The following is a 25,872-nucleotide window of genomic DNA, read 5'->3' on the forward strand; positions in this document are numbered from 1 at the left end:
ATGAATAAAAGATACAGCTTACACCACATTCATTCGGCGGATGAGTTTACTTTCTCACCTGCAGAATACAGCTATTTCAAGTATGGCGATAAGTCGTATGCTGAAAAATTTGCAAGAGAATTATTCGAAGGATTTATTACTGAAAATGAAGAACTTTTAAATACAGATAAGCAGATTGTAGTGCTTCCAAGTCCTTATATGGCAATTCCTACAGCTTCCAATTTTCTGTGTTTTTTCTTTAAAAAACATCTGGATTTCTATCTGTTTCAAAAAGGAAAAAAATCTTCCATCTTATCAAAAATAAATAGAAATCATACCTATATAACAGATTATGGTAATCTTAGTTTCGAAGATCGCAAAAATCTGATTGCCAATGATACTTATTATATCGATAAAGATTTTGTAAGAGGAAAACTTTGTATTTTTATAGATGATATAAAGATAACGGGAAGCCATGAATATACGGTCAACAAAATCCTGAATGAATATAATGTGGAAGCAGATTTTATGTTTCTGTATTATGCAGAACTCATGAATTTTGACCTTGATCCTAAAATTGAAAACTTTTTCAATTACTATGCGGTGAAAAATGTAGAGCATATTGCAGAAGTGATGAATAAACAAAGTTTTGAGTTTAATACCAGAATTGTAAAATATATTTTAAGCTTAGAATCAAGTAATTTTGATTATCTTACGTCTAAAGTAAAAAAGAAACAGATGGACCTTCTATTGGAACTCGCCATCAGTAATAACTATCATTTAATAAAAGAATACGAAAATAACATCAATACTTTAACACAAACGGAATTATATTATGGCTATTAACTTACAAAAAGGACAAAGAGAAAATATTAACGCACCTAAATTCACTGTAGGTTTAGGATGGGATATCAATAATACTTCTACAGGAACAGCATTTGACCTGGATGCTTCTTTATTTTTATTAGGGGATGATAAAAAATTAGTTTCAGATAATCACTTTATTTTTTATAACAACCTAGAATCTCCGGACCAGGCAGTAATTCATACGGGTGATAATCTTACCGGTGAAGGTGCGGGTGATGATGAACAGATCAAAATTGATCTTACAAAAATTGATTCTGCAGTAAAGGAAATTACAGTTGTAGTAACAATTCATGATGCAGATTCTAGAAGACAAAACTTTGGACAGGTAAGAAATTCTTTCATCAGAATTTTCAATACAGATACGAATGAAGAGATCTTAAAATATGAACTAGACGAAGATTTCTCAATCGAAACAGCTGTAGAATTCGGAAGAATCTACAACAGAAACGGAGAATGGAAATTTGAAGCTGTAGGAGCAGGACAGAGAGAAGGGCTTGAGAAATTTGTATCACTTTATCAGAAATAATTATGGATAATCAAGAAAATCAACCGATAGATCCACTAGGATCAATTGAACCGCTTAAAACATTTGAACCTACACCCATGGCAACGCCAAGTTTACCGGTTCAAAATCAAAATGCTGCACCCGCAGTGCTTGTAGACAGAGAAGGGAATGTAAACCTCACTCAGTTACAGGCAGAAGAACGTCAGAAATATGAAGCTCTGGCAAACTCTATTGATGAAGCAAACCCAGGGTCTATTGTAAACTTTGGAGCAGAACTACAGAAAACGTTAACCAATCAGAGTGACAGCTTCTTAGGAAATGTAAGAAGATCAAACTCAGGAGAAGTAGGCGGGCTTATCAATGATCTGTTAGTAGAATTAAATTATGTAGACGTTGAAGAGCTTAACGGAAATAAAGTAAAAAGCTTCCTTAGCAAATTACCTTTCATGAAGAAAGTAATAACGCAGGTGGAAAACTTATTTACGAAATATGATAAGATCATCAATAATATCGATCAGATCTCTTATAAAGTAAATGCAGGTATTATTACTTCCACAAAAGATAACGCTGTTCTTCAGACGATTTTTGAAAGTAATGTAAACTCTATCAAGCAAATTGAAGAGCTTGTAATTGCAGGAAATATCAGAATGGAAAGAGCTGCAGGTGAACTTGCTCAGATGGAAGCCAATCCTCAGAATTTTCAGGATTATCAGATTGCAGATAAAAGAGATTTTATTGCGAGATTAGACAGAAGAATGGCTGATCTTAAAGTCGTGCGTCTGATCATGATGCAGTCACTTCCTCAGATCAGGCTCGTACAGAATAACAACGTTTCTATTGCAGAAAAAGCACAGACTATTCTTACCACTACACTTCCTGTATGGAAAAATCAGCTTTCACTTGCCGTTGCCATGTACAGACAGCAGCAGAATATTGAGATCCAGCAAAAAGTATCTTCTACTACAGAAGAAATTTTAAGAAAGAATGCAGAACGTCTTGGTCAGAACTCTATCAATGTAGCGAGAGCTAATGAGCAGACTATTGTGTCTGTGGAAACGCTAAGAGAAACGACTTCAATGTTGATCAATACCTTAAATGAGGTGAAACAGATCCAGAAAACCGGAGCTGAAAACAGAAGAAAGCTTGATCAGGATCTTCAGACATTGGAGCATGAATTAAAAGCAAATGTCAGAGGTTAATTTATAGGATACTAAGGTGGGGGAAGATGCAGCCATTATATTGTCACAAAGCAGAAGGAGGTTAACCAGACTTAAGCTCCTTGCTAATTTTTTTGAACATATTGACATAATATCCATTTATATCAAAACAGATATTATTCACAATCTGTTCCAGGAAAATACGGCTTTAGATTATAATAAATTAGAACTTTTCCACCTGCAGTATACGGACAGTCTCATTGAACTGCTTACCAAAATTAAAAGGCAGAAAGAAAATGAAATGCTGACTGTCCTGAATGAAATTGACATCAACAAAAAATATATTTCAGGTTTTGAAGAAAGACGTATAGACAGCTTTCAGACTGACAGGAAAATGTACAGCGGTGTGTTTTCCCAACATCTGAAAACACTGTATAAAGATCTTACAGAAGATATTTTTACTGCCAATTGGGAAAATGTACTGTACTTTCATAAGAAATATGCACAGGAATTTTACAGATCTGAAGCAGATGAATCTCTGCTGAAGGTTGAATCTTTTCCAGCGTATCAGTATAGAGATTATACCATTGAAAGGAAATTATTGGGAAGGCTTAATATCCAGGGATTTAAAGTTCGGTTCGTGTGTGGTTATATCATAGGAACTCATGAGTATGAACTTTTTAAGATCTTCCAGTCTGATGATTATTTCATTTTTAATGTAGATGATAAAAAGCTTTATCTTTTTGACAAAGAACTGGATAAGCTGGATGTTTCTGAAAATCAATCGAATCAGAGTACCATCATTGATCAGCTGAAAAGTAAAAATGAATTGCTTGAAAGCAGTATGAATGAAAGAAAGCGCAATTTACCCCCTGAAGTAGAAGGCGTATTGAAGGATTATATTAAAAACCTTGAAAATATAGACATTATGAGTAAAATATTTGATTTTGATGAGGAAACAAATATTTTGCGGGCAATGCTTAATTTGAACTTAAATAATAACTAAAAGGCAGAATAGCGAAAAGTAAACTGCAAATTTGCCTTTAAATCTTTTTGCAATTTGGTTCATCCCATTTTGCTGAAATATAAATAACAACTAAACATAAAAAGATGGCTATCAACTTACAAAAAGGTCAGAGAATCAACCTTAAAAAAGAAAACGGAGCTGAACTTTCCCAAGCTTGTGTAGGAATCAACTGGGGAGCAATTGTGAAAAAAGGTCTTTTTGGAACTAAAAAAGAAGCAGTAGACTTAGATGGAAGCTGTATTTTATATGATTCAAATAAAAATGTTACTGAAGTAATCTATTTCGGAAACCTGAAATCAAGAAACGGATCTGTAAGACATAGTGGAGACGATCTTACAGGAGACGTAGACGGAGATGACGGTCTTGATAACGAGGTGATTACTGTAGATTTCAGTAAGCTGGAACCTAATGTTGACCACGTAGCAATGGTATTAAATAGCTATAGAGGTCAGGATTTCGGTACTATTCCTTTCGCTTCTATCCGTATCTATGAAGGTACACCAACGAATGTAAAAGAAGTTTTTGCAAAATATGATATTGCTAATGATGCTTCTTTTAAAGGGCATGTTGCAATGGTAATGGGAGTATTCTACAGAAGAAACGGAGAATGGAAATTCAATGCCATCGGAGATCCTACAGCAGACAGAAAACTGGAGCAAACAGTTCAGACGGTACAGATGAATTATTTATAATCATTTATAAATCAAAAGATAAATAAAAAATAGCAATATTTGTACTCTGTGCATCTATTGCTTTTATCATATAATAACATACTAAAGTGGAAAAACATCAAAGTATTTTAGACCTTCACCCTGGTTTGGTGTGGGGATTTGCGGTAACAGTGGTTATCATGCTACTCCTTGACTTAGGAATTTTCAATAAAAAAAGTCATGAAGTATCTTCCAAAGAAGCAACCATCTGGACCGTTGTGTGGATTTCACTCTCTATGGTTTTCTCAGGAGTGGTATATTGGGTTTTCAATACCGACGGAACCCCTGAAAGCCATGCTTTGGCAGTAGAGAAATTTACACAATATCAGGCAGCCTATTGGATTGAAAAGGCTCTTTCTGTAGATAACCTCTTCGTTTTTATCCTTGTTTTCGGTTTCTTTAAAGTTCCGAAGTTTCTTCATCATAAAGTTCTTTTCTGGGGGATTATTGGTGCTTTGATCTTCAGAGCGATCTTCATATTTGCAGGAGTAGGGCTTATTAATCTTACTTATCTTCCTGAAATGAATATTTTTGGCGAAGCTGTAAAAATCAACGTTGTAATGACTCTGTTTGGATTATTCCTTGTTTATGCAGGAATCAAATCGTGGGGAGATGGCGGTGATGATGAAGATGAAGACTACAGCAATACTGCCGGAGCAAAACTGATCAAGAGTTTCTGGAAAGTTTCCGATAATTACGACGGTGATAAGTTCTTTACAATTCAGAACGGAATCAAAATGGCAACTCCACTATTAGTAGTAGTAGGTGTTATCGAGTTTACCGATGTTCTTTTTGCAGTAGACTCTATCCCTGCCATATTTGCTATTTCAGATGACCCGTTCATCCTTTATACATCCAATATATTTGCTATTTTAGGACTTAGATCATTATACTTCCTGTTGGCAAACTTTATTCATATGTTCAGCAAACTTCCATACGGATTGGCAATTATCCTTTCATTCATTGGAGTGAAAATGCTTATTGCGCCTTGGTATCACATTTCATCTCCGGTTTCTTTAGGAATTGTAGGAGGTGTATTGGTGATTTCAGTTATTCTATCTATTATCTTCCCTGATAAAGAAGATGAAAAAGAAAAATTGGAAGAAAAATAAAATATTTAAAATAGATGAAAGCCTCCGAAATATATTTCTGGAGGCTTTTTTGTTTTTGGCTGGGAAACAGTAAACAAAAAGTATATCCAGATCTTTTCTTGCCACTAGTGCACGAATAAAATCTTTGTATTATACAATATTCTATAGTATAAAATATTGATCTACAGAAGAATATAATTATTATTTATAAATAAAAAATTCGTGCATTCGTAGCATAAAAATTAATAAAAACTGTTATTACAGCTCATTTTTTTTTCCATGCAAAAGGGTATTAATCTTTCTCCTGGTCTGCACAGACACTTTATAAGCTTCATCACGCAACTTCTGTATCTTTCCCACAGGCTGAAAAATTGCCTTACTTTCAAAAGGATTGAAAGAAAGAAGTTCATTGCAGGATTCATGCGGATTCAATAAAGAATTTTTATCTATTTTCACCTCACCAATCTTAATATAAGGAGAATTTTTCCATTCCACATTCAGTTTGTTGATAGGTTGGTCTTTTAGATCATAACAAAACTGAACCAGAACATCAGCTGTAAAGTCATTTCTATAAAGATAGTTCCTCAAGCTTTTTCTTGTTCCCTGTTTTTTACCGATATTCTTATTGATTGATTTTGGGCTTAGCTTTATCTTCATCATATAATCTCCTAATCGGAAAGCACCTACGGAATAGAAGTCAAAAGAGAGGATAAAGTCATTTCTTTTACTTATTAATTTTAAAGTATTTCTTATAAAGGACCCGGTGAAAACAGAAGGTAGTATTTTAACAGCCTGAGCAATCAGTGAAAAAAAACTGCTCCATTTATTCATATAAAAACGGTTAATGGCTGTGAACAACTTCAAAAAAGTAGAAACCGAATTAACCGGGAATAAAGGAAAATTTACCAATGGATAATTGGAAAGCAGTTTATTGTTTTCATCCCTGATCTGTACAGCCAAACCATACGCAGGAAAATCATTTCTTGAATTTTTAATTTTAAGTTGGGCATTAGAAAACCTTATGATCAGATCAAATTTTTCCTTATCAAAAAAAGGTTTTAATGGTTCGGGAAGTAAAGAGTCTACCCAAAAGGTACCCTTGGCAACAGCATAAGTCTTTGCATGAGCATTTCTGGTTGCGTAATTCACGTCACTTATGGAAGAGGATTGCTCAACGAAATCGGCAATTGATTTTTTGTTGATTTCAAGAAGCTCTTTTTCCTCTTCATTCAGCTCGTCAAACTTCTTGTTATATTGTATTGGATTTGGCATTTAGTTTTTAAATCCAATTATAACGCCAAGTTTTGAAATCTGTGTTAAGTAATTATTACAATTGTTTGAATTTTATTGTCGTAAAAATGCAAACTAACAGGGTGATATTCAATATTAAGTGCGATTTTGATTGAATAATATCATTAAGTGTTTGAATTTTAAATTTTTAGGCACATGTTTTTCAATATCAAAAAGCCTTATCTTTGTAAAAAATTATAATATGGGAGTAGCAGATATGTTATTTAAACGTAAAAAAGAATTAGCAGAAAAGAATCTGAAAGACGGTAAGGAATATATGGAAGAGTACGGTAAAAGGGAAAGTGTTGTACAATTACCAAGCGGCTTGCAATATGAAATTATCACAGAAGGTGATGGAGCAAAGCCAGGACCTAAATCTACAGTAAAATGTCATTACCACGGAACCACTATTTCTGGAAAAGTATTTGACAGCTCTGTAAAAAGAGGAACTCCTGCATCCTTTCCTTTAAACAGAGTAATCTCTGGATGGACAGAAGCTCTTCAGCTAATGCCTGTTGGAAGCAAATGGAGACTTATTATTCCTCCACACCTTGCTTATGGTGATCAGGAAATCAGCAAAGAGATCGGACCAAACAGTACGCTTGTTTTCGAAGTAGAATTACTGGATATTAAATAATCCAGCTTAAAAATAGCTTAAAAATTTACCTGATTTCAGGTAAATTTTTTTATTTGTACTATATTCGTGTTGATGAATTATTGAAACTGATTAATGATTTCTGATAAATGATTCAGCTGTTGTATAAAAATTGGTTTGAATGAAAAAACTCTTTTACCTTTTTATTGTTTTCAGTCTGCTTACTTCCTGTGTTTCCAGGAAGAATCAGATGATTCAGCAGAATATACTTACTCTTAAAGACAGCTATTGTAAAGCCCCTTTCAAATATAATTACAGTAATAAAGTTCCGTCTTACAACTCGGATTCTATACTTGCTGCCAATAAAGAACTGAAAGAACTCTTTTCTGATCAGAGTATTTTAATTTTAAATGCATTGGATAATCTGGATGAAGTTCATGAGATTATTGATCTTAAAAAAGATTCATCATTAGCCTCTCAGGTTAAAGTTTTACAGCTAAAAACCAAAATAAACAGTAAAATTACCATTGCGCTTACAGAATTAGATGCTGTGGCTGCTGAATTCGATTGTGAAGGCGAAAGAGTGGCACAGATAGGAAACTATGTTGATAATCTTAATTCATCCAGAAATAATAAACTGATTTTATATTCTATCATTACCGGAGCAGCAGCTTCCATTGCCGGAGGAATTGTAGGAGATCAGGGTTGGAGCAATGCCATTGATATTGGAGGAGGGGTCTTGGGAGCTGGATTTGGTTTGGCAACACTTAATCCCAAAGGAAAAAAAGTAGAGTTTATTCATCAACGAAACCTTTTAAGAGACATTTGGAGAGAAAAACTGGAGTCGCCAAACTTTCCGCCTTTCATTTGGTATATGTATACAGAGAAAAAGTTTTCGAACAGGGAAGAGCGATCAATCATCGGAAATATGAAGGAAAGATGGCTTCATTATCAATTTGATGATGATAAAGCAGCAGCAGATCATTCAGTTATTTTCAGTGACGGAGGATTTTACAGGGCAGATGATCTTCATAACCGTGCAGCAATGCTCAATCAGATGCAGTCTGCGACCAGAACGATTAATCAAAATATCAATTATTTACTCCTGGATCTGGACAAATTGATTCTTTAAGAAAAATTTAACTGTAATATATTTTATTACAATTAAAATTTGTCTATCTTTGCAATGTAATTACAATGAACAATACAAGATTTGCTACGGCAGTACATATAATGACCTTATTGGCAAAAAGCCCTCAGGATTGGTTAACGTCTGATTGGGTTGCCGGTAGTATTAATGTAAATGCTGTAATCGTAAGAAAAGAAATCAGTGTATTAAGAGAAGCTGGTTTAATTATAAGCAGACAAGGGAAAGAAGGCGGGAGCCAGCTTGCCAAAGATGCTGAGACGATTACAATTTCTGACATTTATAAAGCGGTTAAGAATACAGAAGTTTTAGGAAAGAAAAATCAGAATCCTAATCCGGCTTGTAGTGTAGGAAAAGAAATCAATGTTCATTTAAATACATTATTTGAAGAAACAGATCAGTTGGTTATTAATTTTTTAGGAGATAAGTCTTTGCAGGAATTCGCAGATCAATTCGAATAAAATTTTTTTAACTATAAATGTAACAAAATTTATTACAATTAATTAAAATAAAAATATTATGAAAAAAGTAGCAGTAATCGGTGCAACAGGATTTGTAGGATCACACATCGTAACAGAATTAGCAGACAGAGGATATGCAGTGGAAGCATTAGTAAGAGACGCATCGAAGGTAAAAACACAAGAAAACGTAACAGCTAAAAGCGTAGATGTAAATAATGTAGAAGAATTAGCAGAAGCTTTGAAAGGAAGTGATGCTGTAATCAGTGCTTTCAATGCAGGATGGACCAATCCTAATCTTTACAATGATTTTCTGAACGGTTCTGAAAACATTGAAAAAGCAGTAGAAGAATCAGGAGTAAAAAGACTGATCGTAGTAGGTGGAGCGGGAAGCCTTTATACACCGGAGAATGTACAGATCGTAGATACACCGGACTTCCCTGATGCTTACAAACCTGGAGCAACCGCTGCAAGAGATTATTTAAACAAGATCAAAGAGAATAATACTTTGGATTGGACATTCTTCAGCCCGGCAGTAGAAATGAATCAGGCAAATACAGGAGCAAGAACCGGAAAATACAGAACTTCATTAGAAACTCCGGTATTTGATGAAAACGGAAGAAGCCGTCTTTCTGTAGAAGATGTAGCAGTAGCTTTAGTGGATGAGCTTGAACAAAACAATCATATCCGTGAACGTTTTACAGCAGCTTACTAATTAATTTAAAAAGAACAAAAATGTTAAAAAGAAAATTATTATCATTAATTGCCATTCTGGGTTTCATAAGCATATTTGCAGGAAATCTGAAGGTAAAAGTGTATAACCCCGGAACCAAGGCTATTTTCCCCATTACTTCTACTATTGTTTACGGTGATAAAGATGCAATGCTTATTGATGCACAGTTTCAAAAGCAGTATGCAGAACAATTGGTAAAAGAAATCAAATCAACAGGAAAGAATTTAAAGACGGTTTTTATTTCCCACAGCGATCCTGACTTTTATTTTGGATTGGATGTTATTAAAAAAGCATTTCCAAACGTAAAAATCATTTCTACAGCACAGACCGCTTATCTTATTTCCGCTTCAAAAGATGATAAATTAGCTGTTTGGGCACCACAATTGAAAGCGGATGCTCCATCAGAAATCTTTGTTCCGGAAGCAGTAACTTCTGTTCCTGATCTGGAGGGTAATACAATTGAGATTAAACAAAACCCTGAAGACCCGGCTCACAGTTTTCTTTGGATTCCGTCTGTCAAAACCATTGCGGGAGGGATTTCAGTATCTGTAGATTCACATCTTTGGATGGCAGATACACAGAATGTAAAGGCTATTGATCAATGGATAGGACAAATAGATGCGATGAAATCTTTGAAGCCTGAACAGGTAGTTCCATCACACTTTGCCAAATTATCTTTATCACCTACATCCCTTGATTTTGTGAAAGGATATCTGGAAAACTATAAAAAAGCAGTTACAGAGCATAAAACTACTCCTTCGATTGTAGATTATATGGTGAAAAAATATCCGAACCTTCCCGGAAAAGATGAATTGGAAATGGGGGTAAAAGTTTTTCTTGGAGAAATGGCTTGGGATTTAAAATCACCTTATCCCGCTATCGGACAGAAAATGGAAGTTGATTTTGGAGCTGTAAAATTCCTTCTGGATTTTAAAGATAACAAAACGATGACCTTTACCGGAACTGCCGGAAGTTCAAAAGACAGTACAGATACGGTAGAATATACAGCAGTAGAAGTTGCAAAGAATGTTTTTATGGTGTACTGGCATGAGCCTCATTTAGGTTTCAATGTAACACACATCCAGGATTACAATAAAAATATAGTGTATTCCAATATTGCAGGAAAAGACGGTACTTTTACTCATCCGAAAGGTACTTTTAAGATTATAAAATAAAAAACAGCTGCCTAAGGCAGCTGTTTTAGTGTAATATTACAAAGCTTACCCATATAGAGATTCTCAAAACTTCATCCAGTCAGATTGCTGATTAAGTCTTAGCTTCCTTAGAATCAAACAGAAAGAATCTTAAAACTTTGAGTTAAAATCTCTCGCAGATTTCACAGATTACGCAGATCTGTCAATGCAATAATAATGTTTGTGATATTTGAGAAATTATTAGTGTGCTTTGTGTTTAAAAAGAAAAAGCTGCCTCAACTGAGACAGCTTTCTTTTATAGATTCATAAATAATCTCGGATTAACCGGAGTATTATTTTTGTGTACTTCATAATGAAGGTGAGGACCTGTAGAACGTCCGGAATTTCCGGATTTAGCAATTACCTGACCTACTTTTACTTTCTCATTCACTTTAGAAACAAGTTGAGATAAATGCCCGTAAAGAGTGGCAAGCCCATTTCCGTGGGAAACAATCACGCAATTTCCATATCCTCCTTTTTGTCCCGAGAAAATAACAGTTCCAGCTGCCGCCGCCCTTACATCAGACCCGAAAGCAACCGCAATATCCAATCCTTTATGGAATTGCATCTGATCAGCTTCTGCAGGCGGATTATTTTTTTCAAGAGGAGCTTTAGATGATGTGGCAACAGCTTTTGTAGATGTAGAAGTAGCTGTAGGTGCTGCTGCAACAGGAGTAGCTTTAGGAGTTACCATTACCTTTACCTCTCTTTTATTTCCGTAGCTGTCAGTTAATTCCACTATCTTCTCTACCGGTTCAGCTTTTACTTCCGGTTTGGGAGCAGCTGCAACTGCTTTTGTTTCCGGAGCGGCACTTGTCTTTACCGAAGCAAAAACAGTTTTGAATGGAATAGGATTTTTACGGATTCCGAAGTTAGATGAAATATAGCCGTCTGTAGGCATTCCCAGTGGAACCTGCATCAGTTTTTTTTGCATATCCATCAGATATTGGCTGTATCGATTGGCTTGTTTGGAAAGATAAATAGAATTGGCAATGCTATCCTGATCAAGCATCATAAGCTTTTCGTTCGAAATATCTTTAGATTTCAGGAAAGAATTCAGCTGAGCAACAGTTTGATCTACCAAAGTAAGATCTGTTTTCATTTTCAGATAATCTACACTGTCTTTTTCAGTGTTTATTTTTACAAGGTTTACTTCATAGTTTTTGTCATCCTTTTCTGAGAATAGTTTGGCAATAAAGATACCTTGTGCAAAAACTACTAATAAAAGTCCTCCCAGGAGAATGTTTACGTTCTTCTTGCTGTTTAGAAATTTTTTCATATTTCCTCTCTTAGAATATTAAAACGTTTTTTTTAAGACTGCAAATTTAATTAAAAATAAGTTTAGTGATATATCTTTATTTAAAATTCAGTTTTTTCAGTATCTAACGTTGAATTGTGTGTTTAATTGTGTTGAAGTATTATTTTTTTCAGAAAATGGTTTTTATCATGCCTGAAAGTATTCTGTTAAATCTATGTTTAATATATTTGCAGTTCACATTCCAATTATGGCTAAAAAGAAAATTATTTCAGAATCTTCGAATCCAAAAAAGACTAAAAAGGATGTTTCTGTAGGAGTAGTAGGAAGCGGAAGTTTTGCCACTGCTATCGTAAAAATGCTTGTTGAAAACTGTAAAGTAGTACACTGGTGTGTAAGAAGTGAGTTTGTAAAAGGAGCCATTGAACTTCGTGGTCATAATCCAACTTATCTTACCGCAGCTCATTTCAACCTGAAAAGCTTAAAACTGACTACTGATATTAATGAATTGGTGGGTGCCTGCGATGTTATTGTTCTGGCAACACCGTCCATTTACCTTTCGGATACATTGGAGAAAATGACGTGTGATTATTCCAATAAAATCTTTGTTTCGGCAATTAAGGGAATCATTCCTAAGGTTAATGATGTTGTAGCGCATTACCTTCGTGATGAATTTAAAATTGGTTTCAGAAATCAGGCTGTTATAGCAGGACCCTGCCATGCGGAAGAAGTAGCTATGGAAAGACTTTCATATCTTACCATTGCAACTGTGGAAGATGAAACAGCAGAGAAACTGGAAGGAATCTTCAGTTCAGATTTTATCAAAGTACAAACAAGTAAGGATATTCTGGGGAATGAATACAGTGCCATTCTTAAAAATATCTTTGCCATTGGAGCCGGAATTGCAAGCGGATTAGGATATGGAGATAACTTTACTGCGGTTTTTGTTTCCAATGCGATCCGTGAAATGGAAATATTCCTTGAAGCAATCTACGAAGCACCAAGAGATGTGAATGAAAGTGCTTACCTTGGAGACCTTCTGGTAACTGCATACTCTCTTTTCTCCAGAAACAGGAATCTTGGAAACCTTATCGGAAAAGGGTATACCGTAAAATCTGCAATCCAGTCTATGAACATGGTAGCCGAAGGGTATTATGCTGCCCAGTCTATATACAAAACAGCTAAGCAGAAAAACCTGAAATTACCAATTATTGATACGGTATACGCGATTCTTTATGAAGGTAAAAATGCTGAAAAACAGTTTAAGAAGTTAACCGCAAAACTGAATTAATAAAAATAAGGTTCCTGTCTAAGAAACCCTATTTTAAATAATATCTGAAGCTTAAGTATTCGTACTTAAGCTTTTTTTATTGACTCATTTTAGTGATAACAAGTACTAATGAAGATCTTATATTCAAATTGCTGGCTGTAAATCCGTTTCCTGTGTCAAATTCAAATTTCTGTTTGATGGTGGTAGGAGCTGTTAATTTTAAAAAATAACTGCCCTGAAAGAATGTAAATGAACTTGACAATTGGCACATTCTGTTAGTTTCTGTAATATTTGTTCCGGTAGCAGCATTAATTATATAAGACCGTGTACAAGTGAAATTCTGAGAAAGATATTGCGTATTAGCAGTCCCGTTATTGTTATTGGCATTGCTGGAGTCTACAGAATAACGAAGGATATAAGTTCCTGCCGGTAAAGTAATTGTAGAAGTATCACTTCCCAATGATGCTCCTGTGATTTTATTGGCTGCTATAGTAAAGTTCGCTAGTGTATTATTGGTACTTCCGGTAGGAATCAAAACACCGGAATTAATAATCAAAGACAAAGCCTGAGGCTCAGCTCCGGAAATAATGATTCGCTGCCACTGATCCCGAACCCAAACGTAATATCCTTTTGGCAAAGTAGATACCCCTCCTTTATTATAAATCATAAGACCATCTGTAGGATTGGCAATAGGGGATGAGGTATTATTAAGTGACACAAGATCGTATTGTGGAAAAAGTACACCTTTATTCGATGAATTAATATCCAGTACGCTGCTTATACTAGGGGTGTTTGTATTAATGCCAACTTGAGCATTAATGGATATGCCAATCAAACTGAGAGACATACAAACAAGATATATATAGTTTTTCATTGTCATTATAATTATTGGTTAAGAGCTGATCTTTGAATATCCACTTTTGTATTGGTAATGATGATCTCCCCGTTATTCGGAGTAGTACCACCGGCACCCATCTGATAAGTACCACCGTCGTCATGAGCAATAGAAGGAACCAACGAGATAGGTGTTGCAGAAGTAGAGACAAAAGAAAAACTCATATTTAAAGTATGGGTTTTATTACTGGCAATTGACTGGGCATTGATACTGATTGTTTTCCCATATTGAGTACCGGTAACGGGATCTACAAGTTTTACCAAATACTGATGAAGATGAACAGGAGTACCTCCGATTCCGGCGGTGCTGCTCTCAAGCGCAGTTCTTATATTAAGGCATAGATTTACCAGATAGCCACTGTTTCCAGGAAGTGTAATAGCTCCCGATGTTGTGCTGTAAGAAGCCCCAATATCATTCGATACTACTGTAAAAGAAGCATCTGTTAAGTTTTTAAAAGTACCGTTGTTAAAGCCTCCCAATATAGAATAATCCGTAGAACGCTGGAGCATCATATAACTTACAAGATTATAAGTATCCGCCATCTGGGTCCATCTGTTGTTTTTCCAGATATAAAGCCCCGGGCTGATAGAGTTCCCTTTATTATATACAATAAGACCTGGTGCCGGAGCAATTATCGGGCTGGTATTGCTTAATATATCTACAATATCAACTCTTGGGAGAAGAACTCCTTTATTCGTAGATTCTGATACCTCCAACACAGCAGAAGCATTAATAGATGTTTTACCAATTCCTACTTGTGCATGTATTATCTGTGCTATGATTAATAATAGCAGAATATAACTTCTTTTCATATGTTGTTTTTTTAGAGTTGAGATATTTTGATATAAGATCCTGTAGGAATTATATTCACCAGATCATAAAAAGTACTGTTCTGCATTCTTCCCAGTCGCAATCGTAATCCTCCGATGATATTGGCATTGGCATTTACTGGAACACTGTAATAATATGACCAGGTTGCCAAATGGTTGGTATTCACTTTAGAAACAATCGGAACCTCTTTTCTGGTATTACTTCCCGAGATGAATGTATTACTCGTATTGTTATACACATCGTTGGTAAAATCTATAAAATATCCCATCAGATAATAGGTGCTGCCTGAAAGAGGTGCCGTTCCGCCTTGCCCTGAGGGACTTTCTTGAGGAGAATTAAGATTCAGATTTACTTCTACCAGATAATTTCCCTGAGGAAGAACCAAAGAATACCCTCCGGTACTTGGATTGGGAACAACCTTGAACCCATTGATGTTTGATACCCCTGAAATGGTAGGAGGATTTACCAGCAATTGTGTATTGACACCAGCACTGGCGTTATCCAATGCAGATAAACTTCCGGTGAAATCAAGGTAAGCAACTTTAGGTGTATTTTCAGCGTCAATCGTACTTTGCCATTGATTTGCCGCGCCATTAAAAATATGCAAAGCCTTATTGTTACTATTGGTACCTCCGTTATATCCAATAAGAGCATTGGCAGGAGAAGCTACCGGAGAAGTCGTGTTATTAAGGTCTGTAATATTCAGATTAGGAAATAACATTCCTTTATTGCCTCCGGAGATGACAACGGTTGGAGCGCTGGTATAGCCGCTTCCGCCATTATTAATGGTTATACTGGTAAGTACTCCATTGGTAAGATTTGCTGTTGCACGGGCTTTTGTTCCGCCATTTACAACAGTTCCGCCTCCATAAAAATTTACCGTAGGTGCTGTAATATACCCACTTCCTCCGTTTGTAATGGTAATTCCGTTTACTGCTCCACCTGATATACTTGCAGTAGCAGTTGCTGAAACTCCATTGAAATTTTCGATATGCAGTATTGCACTGGGGTCCGGTTTGGACGTGTTGATTCCTACACTTCCGCTTTGGGCAAAAACCACTGTAGCGAACAATGTGCTTACGAAGTTAATAATTTTCATCTGTAGTATGTTTACGAAATAATTTTAACTAATTACATAGGAATATGAATTAATTTAATTGAAAGGTACATATTAAAAATGAATATTTTATGTGTTTTTTATAGATTTTAATCTATAAAATTATGTATTTATCAATTTAATGTGATTTTTATTGTGTAATACGTAATATTTTATCACGATTTATTGAATAAATATATTAGCGTAAACTATTATGGTTTAAGCATTCTGTTCAGCAAACTTAAATAAACTTAATTTTTTATAAATTATAGAGATGGTAATTACTTACCTTTTAGTGAATTATTAAAGAAGTGGAAAAAAGTTTTTTTAATTAAAATTTAAGATTTATAAGTGTTTTTATTAATCATTTCAATGAAACTTTATTGAAACTTTCCATGACATTTTGTTGCATAATTAATAAGTGTATTTATCTTAAAAAATAACGTGTTAAAATCGTTAAACGCGTTTCTATTTTTAAAACTTTTCCCGAAATTTGAACTAAAATTTAAAATTATGTCACAATCGCTTACAAGCAGAACACCGAAACCTAAATACGACGTTGTACTGATAGGCGGCGGAATCATGAGCGCCACTTTAGCAACGCTGCTTCATGAATTTGATCCAACACTTGAAATTGCCATCTTTGAAAGACTAGGAAGATTTGCCAAAGAAAGCACAGCAGCATGGAACAACGCCGGAACAGGGCACTCCGCATTTTGTGAGCTAAATTATACTCCTGAAAATCCTGACGGAAGTATTGATATCAAAAAAGCAGAAAGCATCGCAGAACAGTTTGAAATCTCCAAACAATTTTGGGCTTATCTATTGGCAAAAGGTTATATCAGCGAACCAAAGGACTTTATAAATTCATGTCCGCATATGAGTTTAGTATTTGGAGAAAAAGATGCTGAATATCTTAAAAAACGTTTTGATAAAATGTCAGAATCTGTTCTTTTCTCAGGAATGGAATTTTCTACAGATCACGATAAACTGAGAGAATGGATTCCATTGGTCATGAGTAAAAGAAATAAATCTGAAGTAATGGCTGCTACTAAAATGGATTTGGGTACAGACGTTAATTTCGGAACATTGACCAGAAAAATGGGAAGACACCTGTTGGAAGATTCAAAAGTTGAGGTTTTCTTATATCATGAAGTAAAAGATATCAGCCCAAAAGAAGACGGAAAATGGGAAATGAAAGTGAAAGACAGAATTCATAGCCATAAACAAGAGGTTACTGCTGATTTTGTATTCATCGGTGCCGGAGGTTATGCTCTTCCGTTATTAGACAGTTCAGATATTAAAGAAAGTGAAGGATATGGAGGTTTTCCGGTATCCGGACAATGGCTGGTAACACACAATCAGGAATTGGTAGAAAAGCATCAGGCAAAAGTATATACGCAGGCAACAGTAGATGCTCCGCCAATGTCTGTTCCTCACCTTGACCTTAGAATTATTGATGGTCAGAAGGCTCTTCTTTTCGGACCTTTCGCAGGATTCTCAACAAAATTCTTAAAAGAAGGAAGTTATCTTGACTTACCTGAAAGTGTAAATACTAAGAACCTTAAATCTTTATTTGGAGCTTGGTGGCACAATATTCCTCTTACAAAATATCTTATTCAGCAGGTAGCGATGACAAAATCTCAGAGAATTCAACACTTAAGAGAATTTATCAAAGATGCCAAAGAAGAAGATTGGGAATTGAAAGTAGCAGGACAAAGAGTTCAGATTATCAAAAAAGATGATAAATTAGGAGGGAAACTTGAGTTTGGAACCGAAGTAGTTGTGAATAAAAACGGAACTATTGCTTCTTTATTGGGAGCTTCTCCGGGAGCATCAACAGCCGTATATGCTATGCTGAATGTTCTTGAAAAATGTTTCCCCGAGAAACTGAACGGAGAGTGGAGAGAAAAGCTTCTTGAAATGGTTCCTTCCTATGGAAAGAAATTAGCAGAACATCCAGAACTTACAGAACAGGTAAGAACGTACACAAAAGAAAAACTGGAATTAGAATATTAACATTGATGCTGGGCAATGGATAGGTGAACTATCCATTGCTCAGTTTTTATTACATATAAAAGGTGGAAGAAGTAATCACAAAACCGGTTATTGCAAAAGAACTCCTGGAATCTCTTCAGGCAAAAACAGAAGAAGAGAAACAGGTGATTGTACATTGTTGCTTTCCGGCGTCACCATTTTTAGGAAACCTCATTAGAATCTGGCATTCAACCTACCTTTTTGATAATCAGTCTGAGCATAGAAGTAAACTGATTCATGCTGAGAATATTTCAATTTCTCCTTATTGGACACCGGTTCCTTTTATGAAGGATTTTTGGTTTACTTTAATATTTTCGGGTTTGCCAAAAGATTGTAAAAGTTTTGATCTGAAAGAAGTTATACCTGAAGAAGGAGGTTTCTTCGTGGAATCTATTAAAAGAAATTCTTCAGATGTCTATCGTGTAAAAATATCAGAATCTTACTAATTAATACTATGAAGATCAGGGAAGAAAAGCTTGAGCAGATTATTCAATGGGCAGAAAATAATCCGGACATCCGTGCTGCTTTGTTGACAAGTTCATTGGTGAATCCGTATGCTCCTGTGGATCACTTCAGTGACCTTGATGTAGAACTCGTTTTTAATAATAGAACCTCATACGAGATCAATAATGAATGGCTCAATCTATTCGGAGAACCAATTTCCACGGTTGAAGAAAATGATTCTGTTTTTGAAGGGAAACATGCTATGAAGATGGTTTTGTATAAAGATCATGTGAAAGTTGATTTTAAACTGTATCAAACATCTGAGTTTTCAAAAGAGATTCAGCAAGAAATACTTCCGGAAGACTGGGATCTGGGATATAAAGTTTTAGTGGATAAAGATGGTTTAACGAAGAACTTAAAGTCTCCAACTTATCAATCCATTATGATTCATCAGCCTACGGAAAAGAAGTTTCAACAGCTCCTCAACGATTTCTGGTGGGATACTTCGTATGTGGCAAAATGTCTTAAACGTGGTGATATTTTTTATGCTAAATTCATGTCTGAAAATATCCTTCGTACAGATTATCTTGTTCCGTTGATAGAATGGTATATCGCAAGTGATTATAATTGGAATAATATCACAACCAATAAACACGGAAGGCTTTTCAAAAAATATCTTTCCGACGATCTGTGGAATAGGGTAGAAGCTACATTTTCCGGAAGCAATATCGAGGAAAACTGGACCGCTTTATTTGCCTTTGCTGATCTGGTGCATGAATTAGGAACTCATCTAGCCGAAAAACTAAACTTTACCTATCCTGAGCAACACGAACAGAACATCAGAAAATATCTTATTGAAGTGAAGGAAAACTCTTAATTTAAGAAAATTCATCCTGCTTAATCAGGTTTTCAATACAATACTCTGCAATTGCTGTAATGGTAACAAATGGATTAACCCCGATTGTTCCGGGAATCAATGAGCCATCTAAAACATACAGATTCTCATGATCCTTTAGCTTTCCAAATTCATTGGTAGCTTCTCCCAAAACGCATCCTCCAAGCGGATGATAACAAATGTCTGCACCAAAACCATTATTAAATAAAAAATGACTTCTTGTGCCGCCATTGGCTTTATTCATCTTTCTGACAAAATATTTAGCATTTTCTCTCATCTTTGCCGTGTTACTTTCATCCCAGTTTAACTTCAGTACACGCTTACTTTTGTCGTAAGCAACTTCACCTTTTTTGTCAACCCTGTTGATGAGTAAATATAAAGCGGTGGCAACATCCATCCCCATTGGTAAAGGTGCGATTTCGGTGAAAAAAGGATGTTCCTGATCCTCCCAATTATCAATTCCACCCACGGGAATGGTAGATTGTTTGGTTCCCGTACCTCCCGATAATGGTTTTACCCAGTTTCTTCCTGTCATAAAATTACCATTATTACCCCAGCCTTTGCCTATTTTTTCATGAATAGGAAAATCATTTATAGCATTGGATTCCAACAAAAGCTGTAAAGTTCCCATAGTTCCGGCGGCGAGAATTAGTTTTTTGCAATGGAAAATTTTATCAGCAATTGTATTTCCTGAAGTATCGATTTGTTGAGCACTTAATGTAAAGCTTTTATCATCATTCAATTTAATATGTTCCACTCTATGGAGATCAAGGATTTCAAGATTTCCTGTTTCCATTGCCTTTTTAAGGTAGGTTTTATCCAGGCTGTTCTTACCGTGATTATTTCCATAGATGACTTCAGTATTAAGAGCAGAGCGGGGAACTTCATTCAGGTATTCCTTTTCCATGTATTTGAAATCATAGACATTCGGAACTCTTATTGTTTTAAAACCGGCTTTGTGAGCTTCTTCTTCGCCTACTCTTGTAAATTTGTAATAAGGACAGTCTTTTAAAAATTGTTCATCAATGATATTTACTTTAAGCTCTTCCCGTACCAAAGGAAAGTAATGGTTATAAAACTTTTCAGCATCAAGGTTGGAAAAAACTTCTTTGAAATAACTTTCTTTGGGAGTAACTGCCATTCCGCCATTTACTAATGAACCTCCGCCGACGCCTCTTCCTATCCAAATATTGATATGATCAAACTCTAATCGGTCCAATATACCTGTGAAAGGTGTCAAAGAGAAAAGATTCATGAAAGGAGCAATGGTTTTCTTTCTTAGCCATGCCGAACTTTTACCAGGTTTTAAAAGGTTTGAATAGGGAATCCCGGATTTTTCCCAATTAAGCCCCATTTCAAGCATAACAACTTTTTTTCCGGCTTCACAAAGACGTAATGCAGAAACAGCACCTCCGTACCCACTTCCAATGATAATGATAGGAGCTTCAGTGGGTTCTGTGATTGTATCTAATCTTCGTTCATTTGCCTGTAAAAGCTCTGACTGAAGAAAATAAAAACCGGAAATAGCCAGTACACTGGTCTTGATGAATTTCTTTCTGTCCATGCGCATTGCTGCTCAAAAAGTATGCTAAATTTATACAGGGATATTATATTTAAAACAGATTGTGTTATTTTATTACAATTTTAACTTTTCATCCTCTGAAAAATTCATAATTTTACTTATAATTTAAAAATTCATGAGAAAATATATATTGATCTTTTTACTCCTGCCTTTGTTGGCACTTTCTCAAAAAATGGTTTCTCCTGAAATTATGGAGATGAAGAAATTCAAAGAAGATCTGGATGCGGAATATTTAAATCCCAAGACAACTCCTTTACGTGGCGATAATTTTACCAATTTTAAAGGACATCCTTTTTTTCAGTATGATTTTAAATATAGAGTTACAGCGAAATTTTTTAAAACAAAAAGAGCTAAACCATTTGAGTTACCTACTTCTTCAGGTAAGACCAAATCTTATAAGGAATATGGGAAAGTTACTTTTGAATTAAAGGGCAAGCCTTATACTCTTACTTTATATCAAAGTTTAGATCTTATCAAGCAGAAAAAATATAAAGATGATCTTTTTCTGCCATTCCGTGATGAAACCAATGGGAAGGAAACCTATGGCGGTGGGAAATATATGGACTTAAAGATTCCAAAAGGAAATACCATTGTCTTGGATTTTAATCAATCTTATCAGCCATATTGTGCTTATAATGCTTACGACTACAACTGTCCTATTGTTCCTGAGGAAAATAAACTTCCTGTAGAGATAAGAGCCGGAGTAATGTATGAAGATATTTATCACCACTAGATTATGGTAAATTTATCGTTTTTTAACCCAGAAGAGCATCTTTCCGGAGTAAGTTATGAGTTGGATGAAAGCCAGCTGCAGTTCACAGCTACAGCTCCACAGGCTTTGCAAAGTATAAGTGAAAGAGATGATGATGATGCGTTTCCAATTACTATTCTGGAAGATAATGTTATAGCGGGTTTCTTCGTACTTGATTTTGGAAAAGATAAGTTTGAGCTTACTGATAATGATCATGCAGTTTTGGTGAGGTCTTTATCTGTAAACCTTGAAATGCAGGGAAAAGGATTGGGAAGAATAGCAATGATGAACCTGGATGATTTTATCAGAAATAATTTTAAAGACTGTAATGAAATTGTTCTCGCCGTAAATCAGAAAAATGATCTTGCCTATCATATTTATCTTAAAGCAGGATATATTTTTGACGGAAAAACCAGAATAGGCAGAAGCGGACCTCAATACCTGATGCACAAGAAACTTTAAGAAAAATTTAAATTCAAAACTTTTTTACTCGTGATTGCTTTCCATAACTTTGAGTAACATCAAATTACAAATATGGAAATATCACTTCATAATCAGGTAGCTATCGTTACCGGAGCTTCCAGCGGAATAGGAACCGGAATAGCAAAATCATTGGCATCAGCAGGCGCCACAGTAGTTATCAATCACTCTTCACCAAGATCTCATGATGAAGCAGAAGCTGTTTTGAAAGAAATTACTGATACTGGCGGAAAAGGAATTATCTATCAATGTGATGTTTCTCAGGAGGATCAGGTTGTCAAAATGTTTCAGGATGTAGTTTCTCAACTGGGAACTGTAGATATTCTGGTGAATAATGCGGGAATTCAAAAAGATGCTAAATTCACAGAAATGACCTTAGAACAGTGGAATGCCGTGATAGGAGTGAATTTAACAGGACAGTTTCTTTGTGCGAGAGAAGCAATCAAAGAGTTTTTACGTCGGGGAATTGTTCCGGAACGTTCAGCTGCCTGTGGTAAGATCATTCATATCAGTTCTGTACACGAAATTATTCCCTGGGCTGGACATGCCAATTATGCCGCAAGTAAAGGAGCTGTGAGAATGCTGATGCAAACATTAGCTCAAGAATATGGAGCCGATAAAATACGTGTTAACTCTATTTGTCCCGGAGCGATTCAGACTCCAATCAATAAAAATGCATGGGATACCCCACAAGCATTGAATTCTTTACTTAATTTGATTCCTTATAATAGAATTGGGCAACCGCAAGATATTGGAAATATGACGGCTTTTTTAGCCAGTGATCTCGCAGATTATATTTCAGGAACCAGCATTTTCATCGATGGAGGAATGACTACGTTCGAAAGCTTTTCTACAGGAGGCTAAAAGTTGACTGCTCAACAATTATTCATTATTCATAATTATCGCTTATGTCAGAAAAACAAAGAGTTTCAGATGTCTCATGGAAAAAATGGGGACCCTATGTAAGTAACCGGGAATGGGGACTTGTGCGCGAGGACTACAGTGAAAATGGTGATGCCTGGAACTATACCAATCACGATACTGCGGAAGCTAAAACCTACAGATGGGGAGAAGAAGGAATCTGTGGCATCTGTGATGATCTTCAAAAACTTGTATTCTCTATTGGTTTTTGGAATAAGAAAGATAAAATGATAAAAGAGCGATTCTTTGGTCTTACGAATGGGCAGGGAAATCATGGAGAAGATGTAAAAGAGTATTTTTATTATCTGGATTCCACGCCTACGCATTCCTATATGAAAATGCTGTATAAATATCCGCAAAATGCTTTTCCATATGAAGATTTAATTACTGTTAATGCCAGAAGAGGTAAAGATGAACCTGAATATGAGCTAATTGATACAGGAATTCTCGATCAAAATGAATATTTTGATATTTTCATTGAATACGCAAAAGAAAGTCAGAGTGATATTTTGGTTAAATTAACGGTAAAAAATAAATCAGAGAAAGAAGCTGATCTGGTGATTCTACCCACAATATGGTTTCGAAATACCTGGAATTGGGGGTATGATGATTATAAACCTCAGTTATATGCTGAGAAAACCAATCATATTAAGATTGATCATAAAGATATTGAGATCAGGAATGTATATGCAGGACAGACCTCAGAGGTTTTATTCTGTAATAATGAAACCAATAACCAAAGGCTTTACCAGTCGGAAAATACCACTCAGTATTGTAAAGATGGAATCAATGATTTTGTATTGAATGGAAACTCACAATCTGTTAATCCTCAGAATCAGGGAACCAAGGCTTCGTTTTTTATTGATGAAACTTTTTATGCCCAGGAATCTAAAATATTTGAGTTCAGGCTTACAGAAAAGGATTTAGAAGAACCTTTTAAAGATTTTAGTTCCATTTTTGATCTAAGAATTCAGGAAGCAGATGAATTTTACAGTGAAGTTCAGAAAGGCATTCAGTCTGAAGACGAAAAACTGATTCAGAGACAGGCTTTTGCAGGTATGCTCTGGAATAAAATGTTTTATCATTATAATGTTGAAAAATGGCTGAAAGGAGATCCTGCAGAAATAGCACCAGCTAAATCCCGCGAAAAAATAAGAAACTACGATTGGAAGCACCTGAATAATGAGCATATTATCTCTATGCCTGACAAATGGGAATATCCTTGGTATGCAACATGGGATCTTGCTTTTCATACGATCAGTTTTTCATTAATAGACCCTGATTTTGCGAAGCATCAACTGAAACTTTTCCTGTTTGAATGGTATATGCATCCTAATGGACAGCTTCCCGCCTATGAATGGAACTTTAGTGATGTAAATCCTCCGGTTCATGCTTGGGCTGTTTTCAGAGTATTTAAAATAGATGAATATTTAAAGGATAAACCAGATCTGGAATTTCTCGAAAGTGCTTTTCAAAAATTGCTGATGAACTTTACCTGGTGGGTAAATAAAAAAGATATCAATGGGAATAACATTTTTGAGGGAGGATTTTTAGGACTGGATAATATTGGGGTGTTTGACCGGAATTCTGTTCTTCCTAACGGAGAGCAGCTGGAGCAGTCTGATGGTACCAGCTGGATGGCTATGTTTGCCTTGAATATGATGAGAATAGCTTTGGAGCTTGCTTTATATAATAATGTATATGAAGAAATGGCAATGAAGTTTTTTGAACATTTTTTAAGCATTGCCCATTCTTTGGATAATATGGGAGAAGAAAATTTCAGTTTATGGGATGAAGAAGATGAATTCTTTTATGATGCTATTGCTTCAAGTGACGGAACTCATATGTATCTAAGATTAAGAACAATTGTAGGCTTGATTCCTATGTTTGCGGTTGAGGTAATTGATGACGAAATGATTGAAAACCTGCCTAATTTTAAGAAAAGAATGAAATGGGTATTGGATAATAAGCCCGAATTGGCTGCTTTAGTTTCCAGATGGGAAGTGAAAGGACAGGATTCTAAGCACCTTTTATCCCTGCTTAGAGGACATCGGCTGAAGAGATTATTAAAAAGAATGCTGAATCCGGATGAGTTTTTAAGTGATTATGGCGTCAGAGCATTATCCAAAGAATATGAACAGAATCCGTATACCCTTAATCTCAACGAAACCGATTATTGTGTAAAATATACTCCTGCAGAGAGTGATAGCGGATTGTTTGGAGGAAATAGCAATTGGCGCGGACCGGTTTGGTTTCCTATAAACTTTTTAATTATAGATAGCCTTCAACGTTTTTTCTTTTATTACAGCCCTGATTTTTTAGTGGAATATCCTACAGGAAGCGGAAATTATATGAATTTGGACCAGATTGCAGATGCTTTGAATAAAAGATTGACTAAGCTGTTTTTAAAAGATGAAAACGGAAAACGTCCTGTTCATGGTCAGTACGAAAGATTTCAGACAGATCCTGATTTCAAAGATTATATTTTATTCTATGAATATTTTCATGGAGACAATGGACGTGGAGTAGGAGCGTCTCATCAAACAGGCTGGACGGGGCTTATTGCAAAGATTTTACAACCCAGATTTTCCAAAAAAGAAATCGCAGAATCCGAAACTGAAATGCCTGAAGATATTGAAAAAACAAAGGAATAGTACTTACTT

General features: G+C 35.4%; 25 protein-coding genes. 19 read left to right on the top strand and 6 right to left on the bottom strand.

Translation table 11 applies throughout. The features are described 5' to 3' along the window. The 6 genes from AC5YGG_RS16875 to AC5YGG_RS16900 all read left to right on the top strand — a co-directional run bounded on the left by AC5YGG_RS16875 (position 1) and on the right by AC5YGG_RS16900 (position 5,357). Entirely contained in the window at positions 1-825 is an 825-nt protein-coding gene (locus tag AC5YGG_RS16875; protein WP_496145615.1) for a phosphoribosyltransferase family protein, read from the top strand. Next, complete coding sequence (locus AC5YGG_RS16880) at positions 815-1,372, top strand: TerD family protein (protein ID WP_496145616.1); 558 nt, start codon at positions 815-817, stop codon at positions 1,370-1,372. The genes AC5YGG_RS16875 and AC5YGG_RS16880 overlap by 11 nt, the downstream gene beginning before the upstream one ends. A 2-nt stretch (positions 1,373-1,374) precedes the next feature. Next, positions 1,375-2,550 carry a toxic anion resistance protein gene (locus AC5YGG_RS16885; protein WP_496145617.1) on the top strand — a complete coding sequence of 392 codons (1,176 nt, stop codon included), beginning with the start codon at positions 1,375-1,377 and terminating at the stop codon, positions 2,548-2,550. A gap of 16 nt (positions 2,551-2,566) precedes the next feature. After that, positions 2,567-3,514: a hypothetical protein gene (locus AC5YGG_RS16890; RefSeq protein WP_496145618.1), complete on the top strand. Its 948-nt coding sequence runs from the start codon at positions 2,567-2,569 to the stop codon at positions 3,512-3,514. Positions 3,515-3,618: 104 nt separating this feature from the next. Continuing rightward, positions 3,619-4,227 (top strand): TerD family protein, encoded by a 609-nt coding sequence (locus AC5YGG_RS16895; RefSeq protein WP_496145619.1) that lies wholly within the window; start codon positions 3,619-3,621, stop codon positions 4,225-4,227. An 86-nt stretch (positions 4,228-4,313) separates the two neighbouring features. Beyond that, positions 4,314-5,357, top strand: coding sequence for a TerC/Alx family metal homeostasis membrane protein (locus tag AC5YGG_RS16900; protein ID WP_496145620.1), 1,044 nt, complete (start codon positions 4,314-4,316; stop codon positions 5,355-5,357). Positions 5,358-5,594: 237 nt separating this feature from the next. Here AC5YGG_RS16900 and AC5YGG_RS16905 read toward each other — a convergent pair whose 3' ends face one another. Beyond that, positions 5,595-6,608: a catalase family protein gene (locus tag AC5YGG_RS16905; RefSeq protein ID WP_496145621.1), complete on the bottom strand. Its 1,014-nt coding sequence runs from the start codon at positions 6,606-6,608 to the stop codon at positions 5,595-5,597. Positions 6,609-6,828: 220 nt separating this feature from the next. Between AC5YGG_RS16905 and bamJ the strand changes: the two genes are divergently transcribed. The 5 genes from bamJ (at position 6,829) to AC5YGG_RS16930 (ending at position 10,734) form a co-directional block, all read left to right on the top strand. After that, the gene (bamJ, locus tag AC5YGG_RS16910; protein ID WP_051934256.1) at positions 6,829-7,263 is read left to right on the top strand and encodes a BamJ family beta-barrel-assembly machinery protein; all 435 of its coding nucleotides are present in this window, start codon (positions 6,829-6,831) and stop codon (positions 7,261-7,263) included. 139 nt (positions 7,264-7,402) lie between these two features. Next, positions 7,403-8,353 (top strand): hypothetical protein, encoded by a 951-nt coding sequence (locus AC5YGG_RS16915; RefSeq protein ID WP_496145622.1) that lies wholly within the window; start codon positions 7,403-7,405, stop codon positions 8,351-8,353. 65 nt (positions 8,354-8,418) lie between these two features. Next, the gene (locus AC5YGG_RS16920) at positions 8,419-8,829 is read left to right on the top strand and encodes an Rrf2 family transcriptional regulator (protein WP_496145623.1); all 411 of its coding nucleotides are present in this window, start codon (positions 8,419-8,421) and stop codon (positions 8,827-8,829) included. Positions 8,830-8,887: 58 nt separating this feature from the next. Beyond that, entirely contained in the window at positions 8,888-9,541 is a 654-nt protein-coding gene (locus AC5YGG_RS16925; protein WP_496145624.1) for an NAD(P)-dependent oxidoreductase, read from the top strand. A 20-nt stretch (positions 9,542-9,561) separates the two neighbouring features. Then, positions 9,562-10,734: a MoaF-related domain-containing protein gene (locus AC5YGG_RS16930; protein WP_496145625.1), complete on the top strand. Its 1,173-nt coding sequence runs from the start codon at positions 9,562-9,564 to the stop codon at positions 10,732-10,734. 274 nt (positions 10,735-11,008) lie between these two features. Here the strand turns inward: AC5YGG_RS16930 and AC5YGG_RS16935 are convergent, their stop codons facing one another. Further along, positions 11,009-12,031, bottom strand: coding sequence for a M23 family metallopeptidase (locus AC5YGG_RS16935; protein ID WP_496145626.1), 1,023 nt, complete (start codon positions 12,029-12,031; stop codon positions 11,009-11,011). Between the two features lie 226 nt (positions 12,032-12,257). Between AC5YGG_RS16935 and AC5YGG_RS16940 the strand changes: the two genes are divergently transcribed. After that, positions 12,258-13,298 carry an NAD(P)H-dependent glycerol-3-phosphate dehydrogenase gene (locus AC5YGG_RS16940; protein WP_496145680.1) on the top strand — a complete coding sequence of 347 codons (1,041 nt, stop codon included), beginning with the start codon at positions 12,258-12,260 and terminating at the stop codon, positions 13,296-13,298. A gap of 76 nt (positions 13,299-13,374) precedes the next feature. Here the strand turns inward: AC5YGG_RS16940 and AC5YGG_RS16945 are convergent, their stop codons facing one another. Genes AC5YGG_RS16945 through AC5YGG_RS16955 form a run of 3 tightly spaced genes read right to left on the bottom strand, consistent with a single transcriptional unit; the run spans position 13,375 to position 16,102 of the window. Continuing rightward, positions 13,375-14,151, bottom strand: a complete 777-nt coding sequence (locus tag AC5YGG_RS16945; protein WP_496145627.1) for a phage tail-like protein — start codon at positions 14,149-14,151, stop codon at positions 13,375-13,377. Between the two features lie 11 nt (positions 14,152-14,162). Beyond that, positions 14,163-14,984 carry a phage tail-like protein gene (locus AC5YGG_RS16950; protein WP_496145628.1) on the bottom strand — a complete coding sequence of 274 codons (822 nt, stop codon included), beginning with the start codon at positions 14,982-14,984 and terminating at the stop codon, positions 14,163-14,165. An 11-nt stretch (positions 14,985-14,995) separates the two neighbouring features. Then, positions 14,996-16,102, bottom strand: coding sequence for a phage tail-like protein (locus tag AC5YGG_RS16955; RefSeq protein WP_496145629.1), 1,107 nt, complete (start codon positions 16,100-16,102; stop codon positions 14,996-14,998). A gap of 510 nt (positions 16,103-16,612) precedes the next feature. On the opposite strand from AC5YGG_RS16955, the gene mqo reads away from it, so the two are divergent. The 3 genes from mqo (at position 16,613) to AC5YGG_RS16970 (ending at position 19,457) form a co-directional block, all read left to right on the top strand. Beyond that, positions 16,613-18,118 (top strand): malate dehydrogenase (quinone), encoded by a 1,506-nt coding sequence (gene mqo / locus AC5YGG_RS16960; protein ID WP_496145630.1) that lies wholly within the window; start codon positions 16,613-16,615, stop codon positions 18,116-18,118. 62 nt (positions 18,119-18,180) lie between these two features. Then, positions 18,181-18,582, top strand: coding sequence for a hypothetical protein (locus AC5YGG_RS16965; protein WP_496145631.1), 402 nt, complete (start codon positions 18,181-18,183; stop codon positions 18,580-18,582). A gap of 8 nt (positions 18,583-18,590) precedes the next feature. Continuing rightward, positions 18,591-19,457: an AadS family aminoglycoside 6-adenylyltransferase gene (locus tag AC5YGG_RS16970; protein WP_496145632.1), complete on the top strand. Its 867-nt coding sequence runs from the start codon at positions 18,591-18,593 to the stop codon at positions 19,455-19,457. A 1-nt stretch (position 19,458) separates the two neighbouring features. On the opposite strand, the gene AC5YGG_RS16975 is transcribed toward AC5YGG_RS16970, so the two are convergent. Then, entirely contained in the window at positions 19,459-21,039 is a 1,581-nt protein-coding gene (locus tag AC5YGG_RS16975; RefSeq protein ID WP_496145633.1) for a GMC family oxidoreductase N-terminal domain-containing protein, read from the bottom strand. 133 nt (positions 21,040-21,172) lie between these two features. On the opposite strand from AC5YGG_RS16975, the gene AC5YGG_RS16980 reads away from it, so the two are divergent. The 4 genes from AC5YGG_RS16980 to AC5YGG_RS16995 all read left to right on the top strand — a co-directional run bounded on the left by AC5YGG_RS16980 (position 21,173) and on the right by AC5YGG_RS16995 (position 25,863). After that, positions 21,173-21,790 carry a DUF1684 domain-containing protein gene (locus AC5YGG_RS16980; protein ID WP_496145634.1) on the top strand — a complete coding sequence of 206 codons (618 nt, stop codon included), beginning with the start codon at positions 21,173-21,175 and terminating at the stop codon, positions 21,788-21,790. A 3-nt stretch (positions 21,791-21,793) separates the two neighbouring features. Next, positions 21,794-22,270 carry a GNAT family N-acetyltransferase gene (locus AC5YGG_RS16985; RefSeq protein ID WP_496145635.1) on the top strand — a complete coding sequence of 159 codons (477 nt, stop codon included), beginning with the start codon at positions 21,794-21,796 and terminating at the stop codon, positions 22,268-22,270. Positions 22,271-22,342: 72 nt separating this feature from the next. Continuing rightward, the gene (locus tag AC5YGG_RS16990) at positions 22,343-23,152 is read left to right on the top strand and encodes a glucose 1-dehydrogenase (protein ID WP_496145636.1); all 810 of its coding nucleotides are present in this window, start codon (positions 22,343-22,345) and stop codon (positions 23,150-23,152) included. A gap of 44 nt (positions 23,153-23,196) precedes the next feature. Beyond that, positions 23,197-25,863, top strand: coding sequence for an MGH1-like glycoside hydrolase domain-containing protein (locus AC5YGG_RS16995; protein WP_496145637.1), 2,667 nt, complete (start codon positions 23,197-23,199; stop codon positions 25,861-25,863). Positions 25,864-25,872 lie beyond the last annotated feature (9 nt).

The organism is Chryseobacterium sp. CS2K3, from assembly GCF_059515185.1.

What these genes read in the sequence shown, in the direction of transcription:
- AC5YGG_RS16930 (WP_496145625.1), top strand. Translation starts at nt 9,562, where the DNA reads ATGTTAAAAAGAAAATTATTATCATTAATTGCCATTCTGGGTTTCATA.
- AC5YGG_RS16970 (WP_496145632.1), top strand. Translation starts at nt 18,591, where the DNA reads ATGAAGATCAGGGAAGAAAAGCTTGAGCAGATTATTCAATGGGCAGAA.
- AC5YGG_RS16920 (WP_496145623.1), top strand. Translation starts at nt 8,419, where the DNA reads ATGAACAATACAAGATTTGCTACGGCAGTACATATAATGACCTTATTG.
- AC5YGG_RS16915 (WP_496145622.1), top strand. Translation starts at nt 7,403, where the DNA reads ATGAAAAAACTCTTTTACCTTTTTATTGTTTTCAGTCTGCTTACTTCC.
- AC5YGG_RS16985 (WP_496145635.1), top strand. Translation starts at nt 21,794, where the DNA reads ATGGTAAATTTATCGTTTTTTAACCCAGAAGAGCATCTTTCCGGAGTA.
- AC5YGG_RS16995 (WP_496145637.1), top strand. Translation starts at nt 23,197, where the DNA reads ATGTCAGAAAAACAAAGAGTTTCAGATGTCTCATGGAAAAAATGGGGA.
- AC5YGG_RS16950 (WP_496145628.1), bottom strand. Translation starts at nt 14,984, where the DNA reads ATGAAAAGAAGTTATATTCTGCTATTATTAATCATAGCACAGATAATA.
- AC5YGG_RS16945 (WP_496145627.1), bottom strand. Translation starts at nt 14,151, where the DNA reads ATGAAAAACTATATATATCTTGTTTGTATGTCTCTCAGTTTGATTGGC.
- AC5YGG_RS16935 (WP_496145626.1), bottom strand. Translation starts at nt 12,031, where the DNA reads ATGAAAAAATTTCTAAACAGCAAGAAGAACGTAAACATTCTCCTGGGA.
- AC5YGG_RS16880 (WP_496145616.1), top strand. Translation starts at nt 815, where the DNA reads ATGGCTATTAACTTACAAAAAGGACAAAGAGAAAATATTAACGCACCT.
- AC5YGG_RS16905 (WP_496145621.1), bottom strand. Translation starts at nt 6,608, where the DNA reads ATGCCAAATCCAATACAATATAACAAGAAGTTTGACGAGCTGAATGAA.
- AC5YGG_RS16895 (WP_496145619.1), top strand. Translation starts at nt 3,619, where the DNA reads ATGGCTATCAACTTACAAAAAGGTCAGAGAATCAACCTTAAAAAAGAA.
- AC5YGG_RS16955 (WP_496145629.1), bottom strand. Translation starts at nt 16,102, where the DNA reads ATGAAAATTATTAACTTCGTAAGCACATTGTTCGCTACAGTGGTTTTT.
- AC5YGG_RS16885 (WP_496145617.1), top strand. Translation starts at nt 1,375, where the DNA reads ATGGATAATCAAGAAAATCAACCGATAGATCCACTAGGATCAATTGAA.
- AC5YGG_RS16875 (WP_496145615.1), top strand. Translation starts at nt 1, where the DNA reads ATGAATAAAAGATACAGCTTACACCACATTCATTCGGCGGATGAGTTT.
- AC5YGG_RS16980 (WP_496145634.1), top strand. Translation starts at nt 21,173, where the DNA reads ATGAGAAAATATATATTGATCTTTTTACTCCTGCCTTTGTTGGCACTT.
- AC5YGG_RS16990 (WP_496145636.1), top strand. Translation starts at nt 22,343, where the DNA reads ATGGAAATATCACTTCATAATCAGGTAGCTATCGTTACCGGAGCTTCC.
- AC5YGG_RS16975 (WP_496145633.1), bottom strand. Translation starts at nt 21,039, where the DNA reads ATGGACAGAAAGAAATTCATCAAGACCAGTGTACTGGCTATTTCCGGT.
- AC5YGG_RS16940 (WP_496145680.1), top strand. Translation starts at nt 12,258, where the DNA reads ATGGCTAAAAAGAAAATTATTTCAGAATCTTCGAATCCAAAAAAGACT.
- bamJ (WP_051934256.1), top strand. Translation starts at nt 6,829, where the DNA reads ATGGGAGTAGCAGATATGTTATTTAAACGTAAAAAAGAATTAGCAGAA.
- AC5YGG_RS16925 (WP_496145624.1), top strand. Translation starts at nt 8,888, where the DNA reads ATGAAAAAAGTAGCAGTAATCGGTGCAACAGGATTTGTAGGATCACAC.
- mqo (WP_496145630.1), top strand. Translation starts at nt 16,613, where the DNA reads ATGTCACAATCGCTTACAAGCAGAACACCGAAACCTAAATACGACGTT.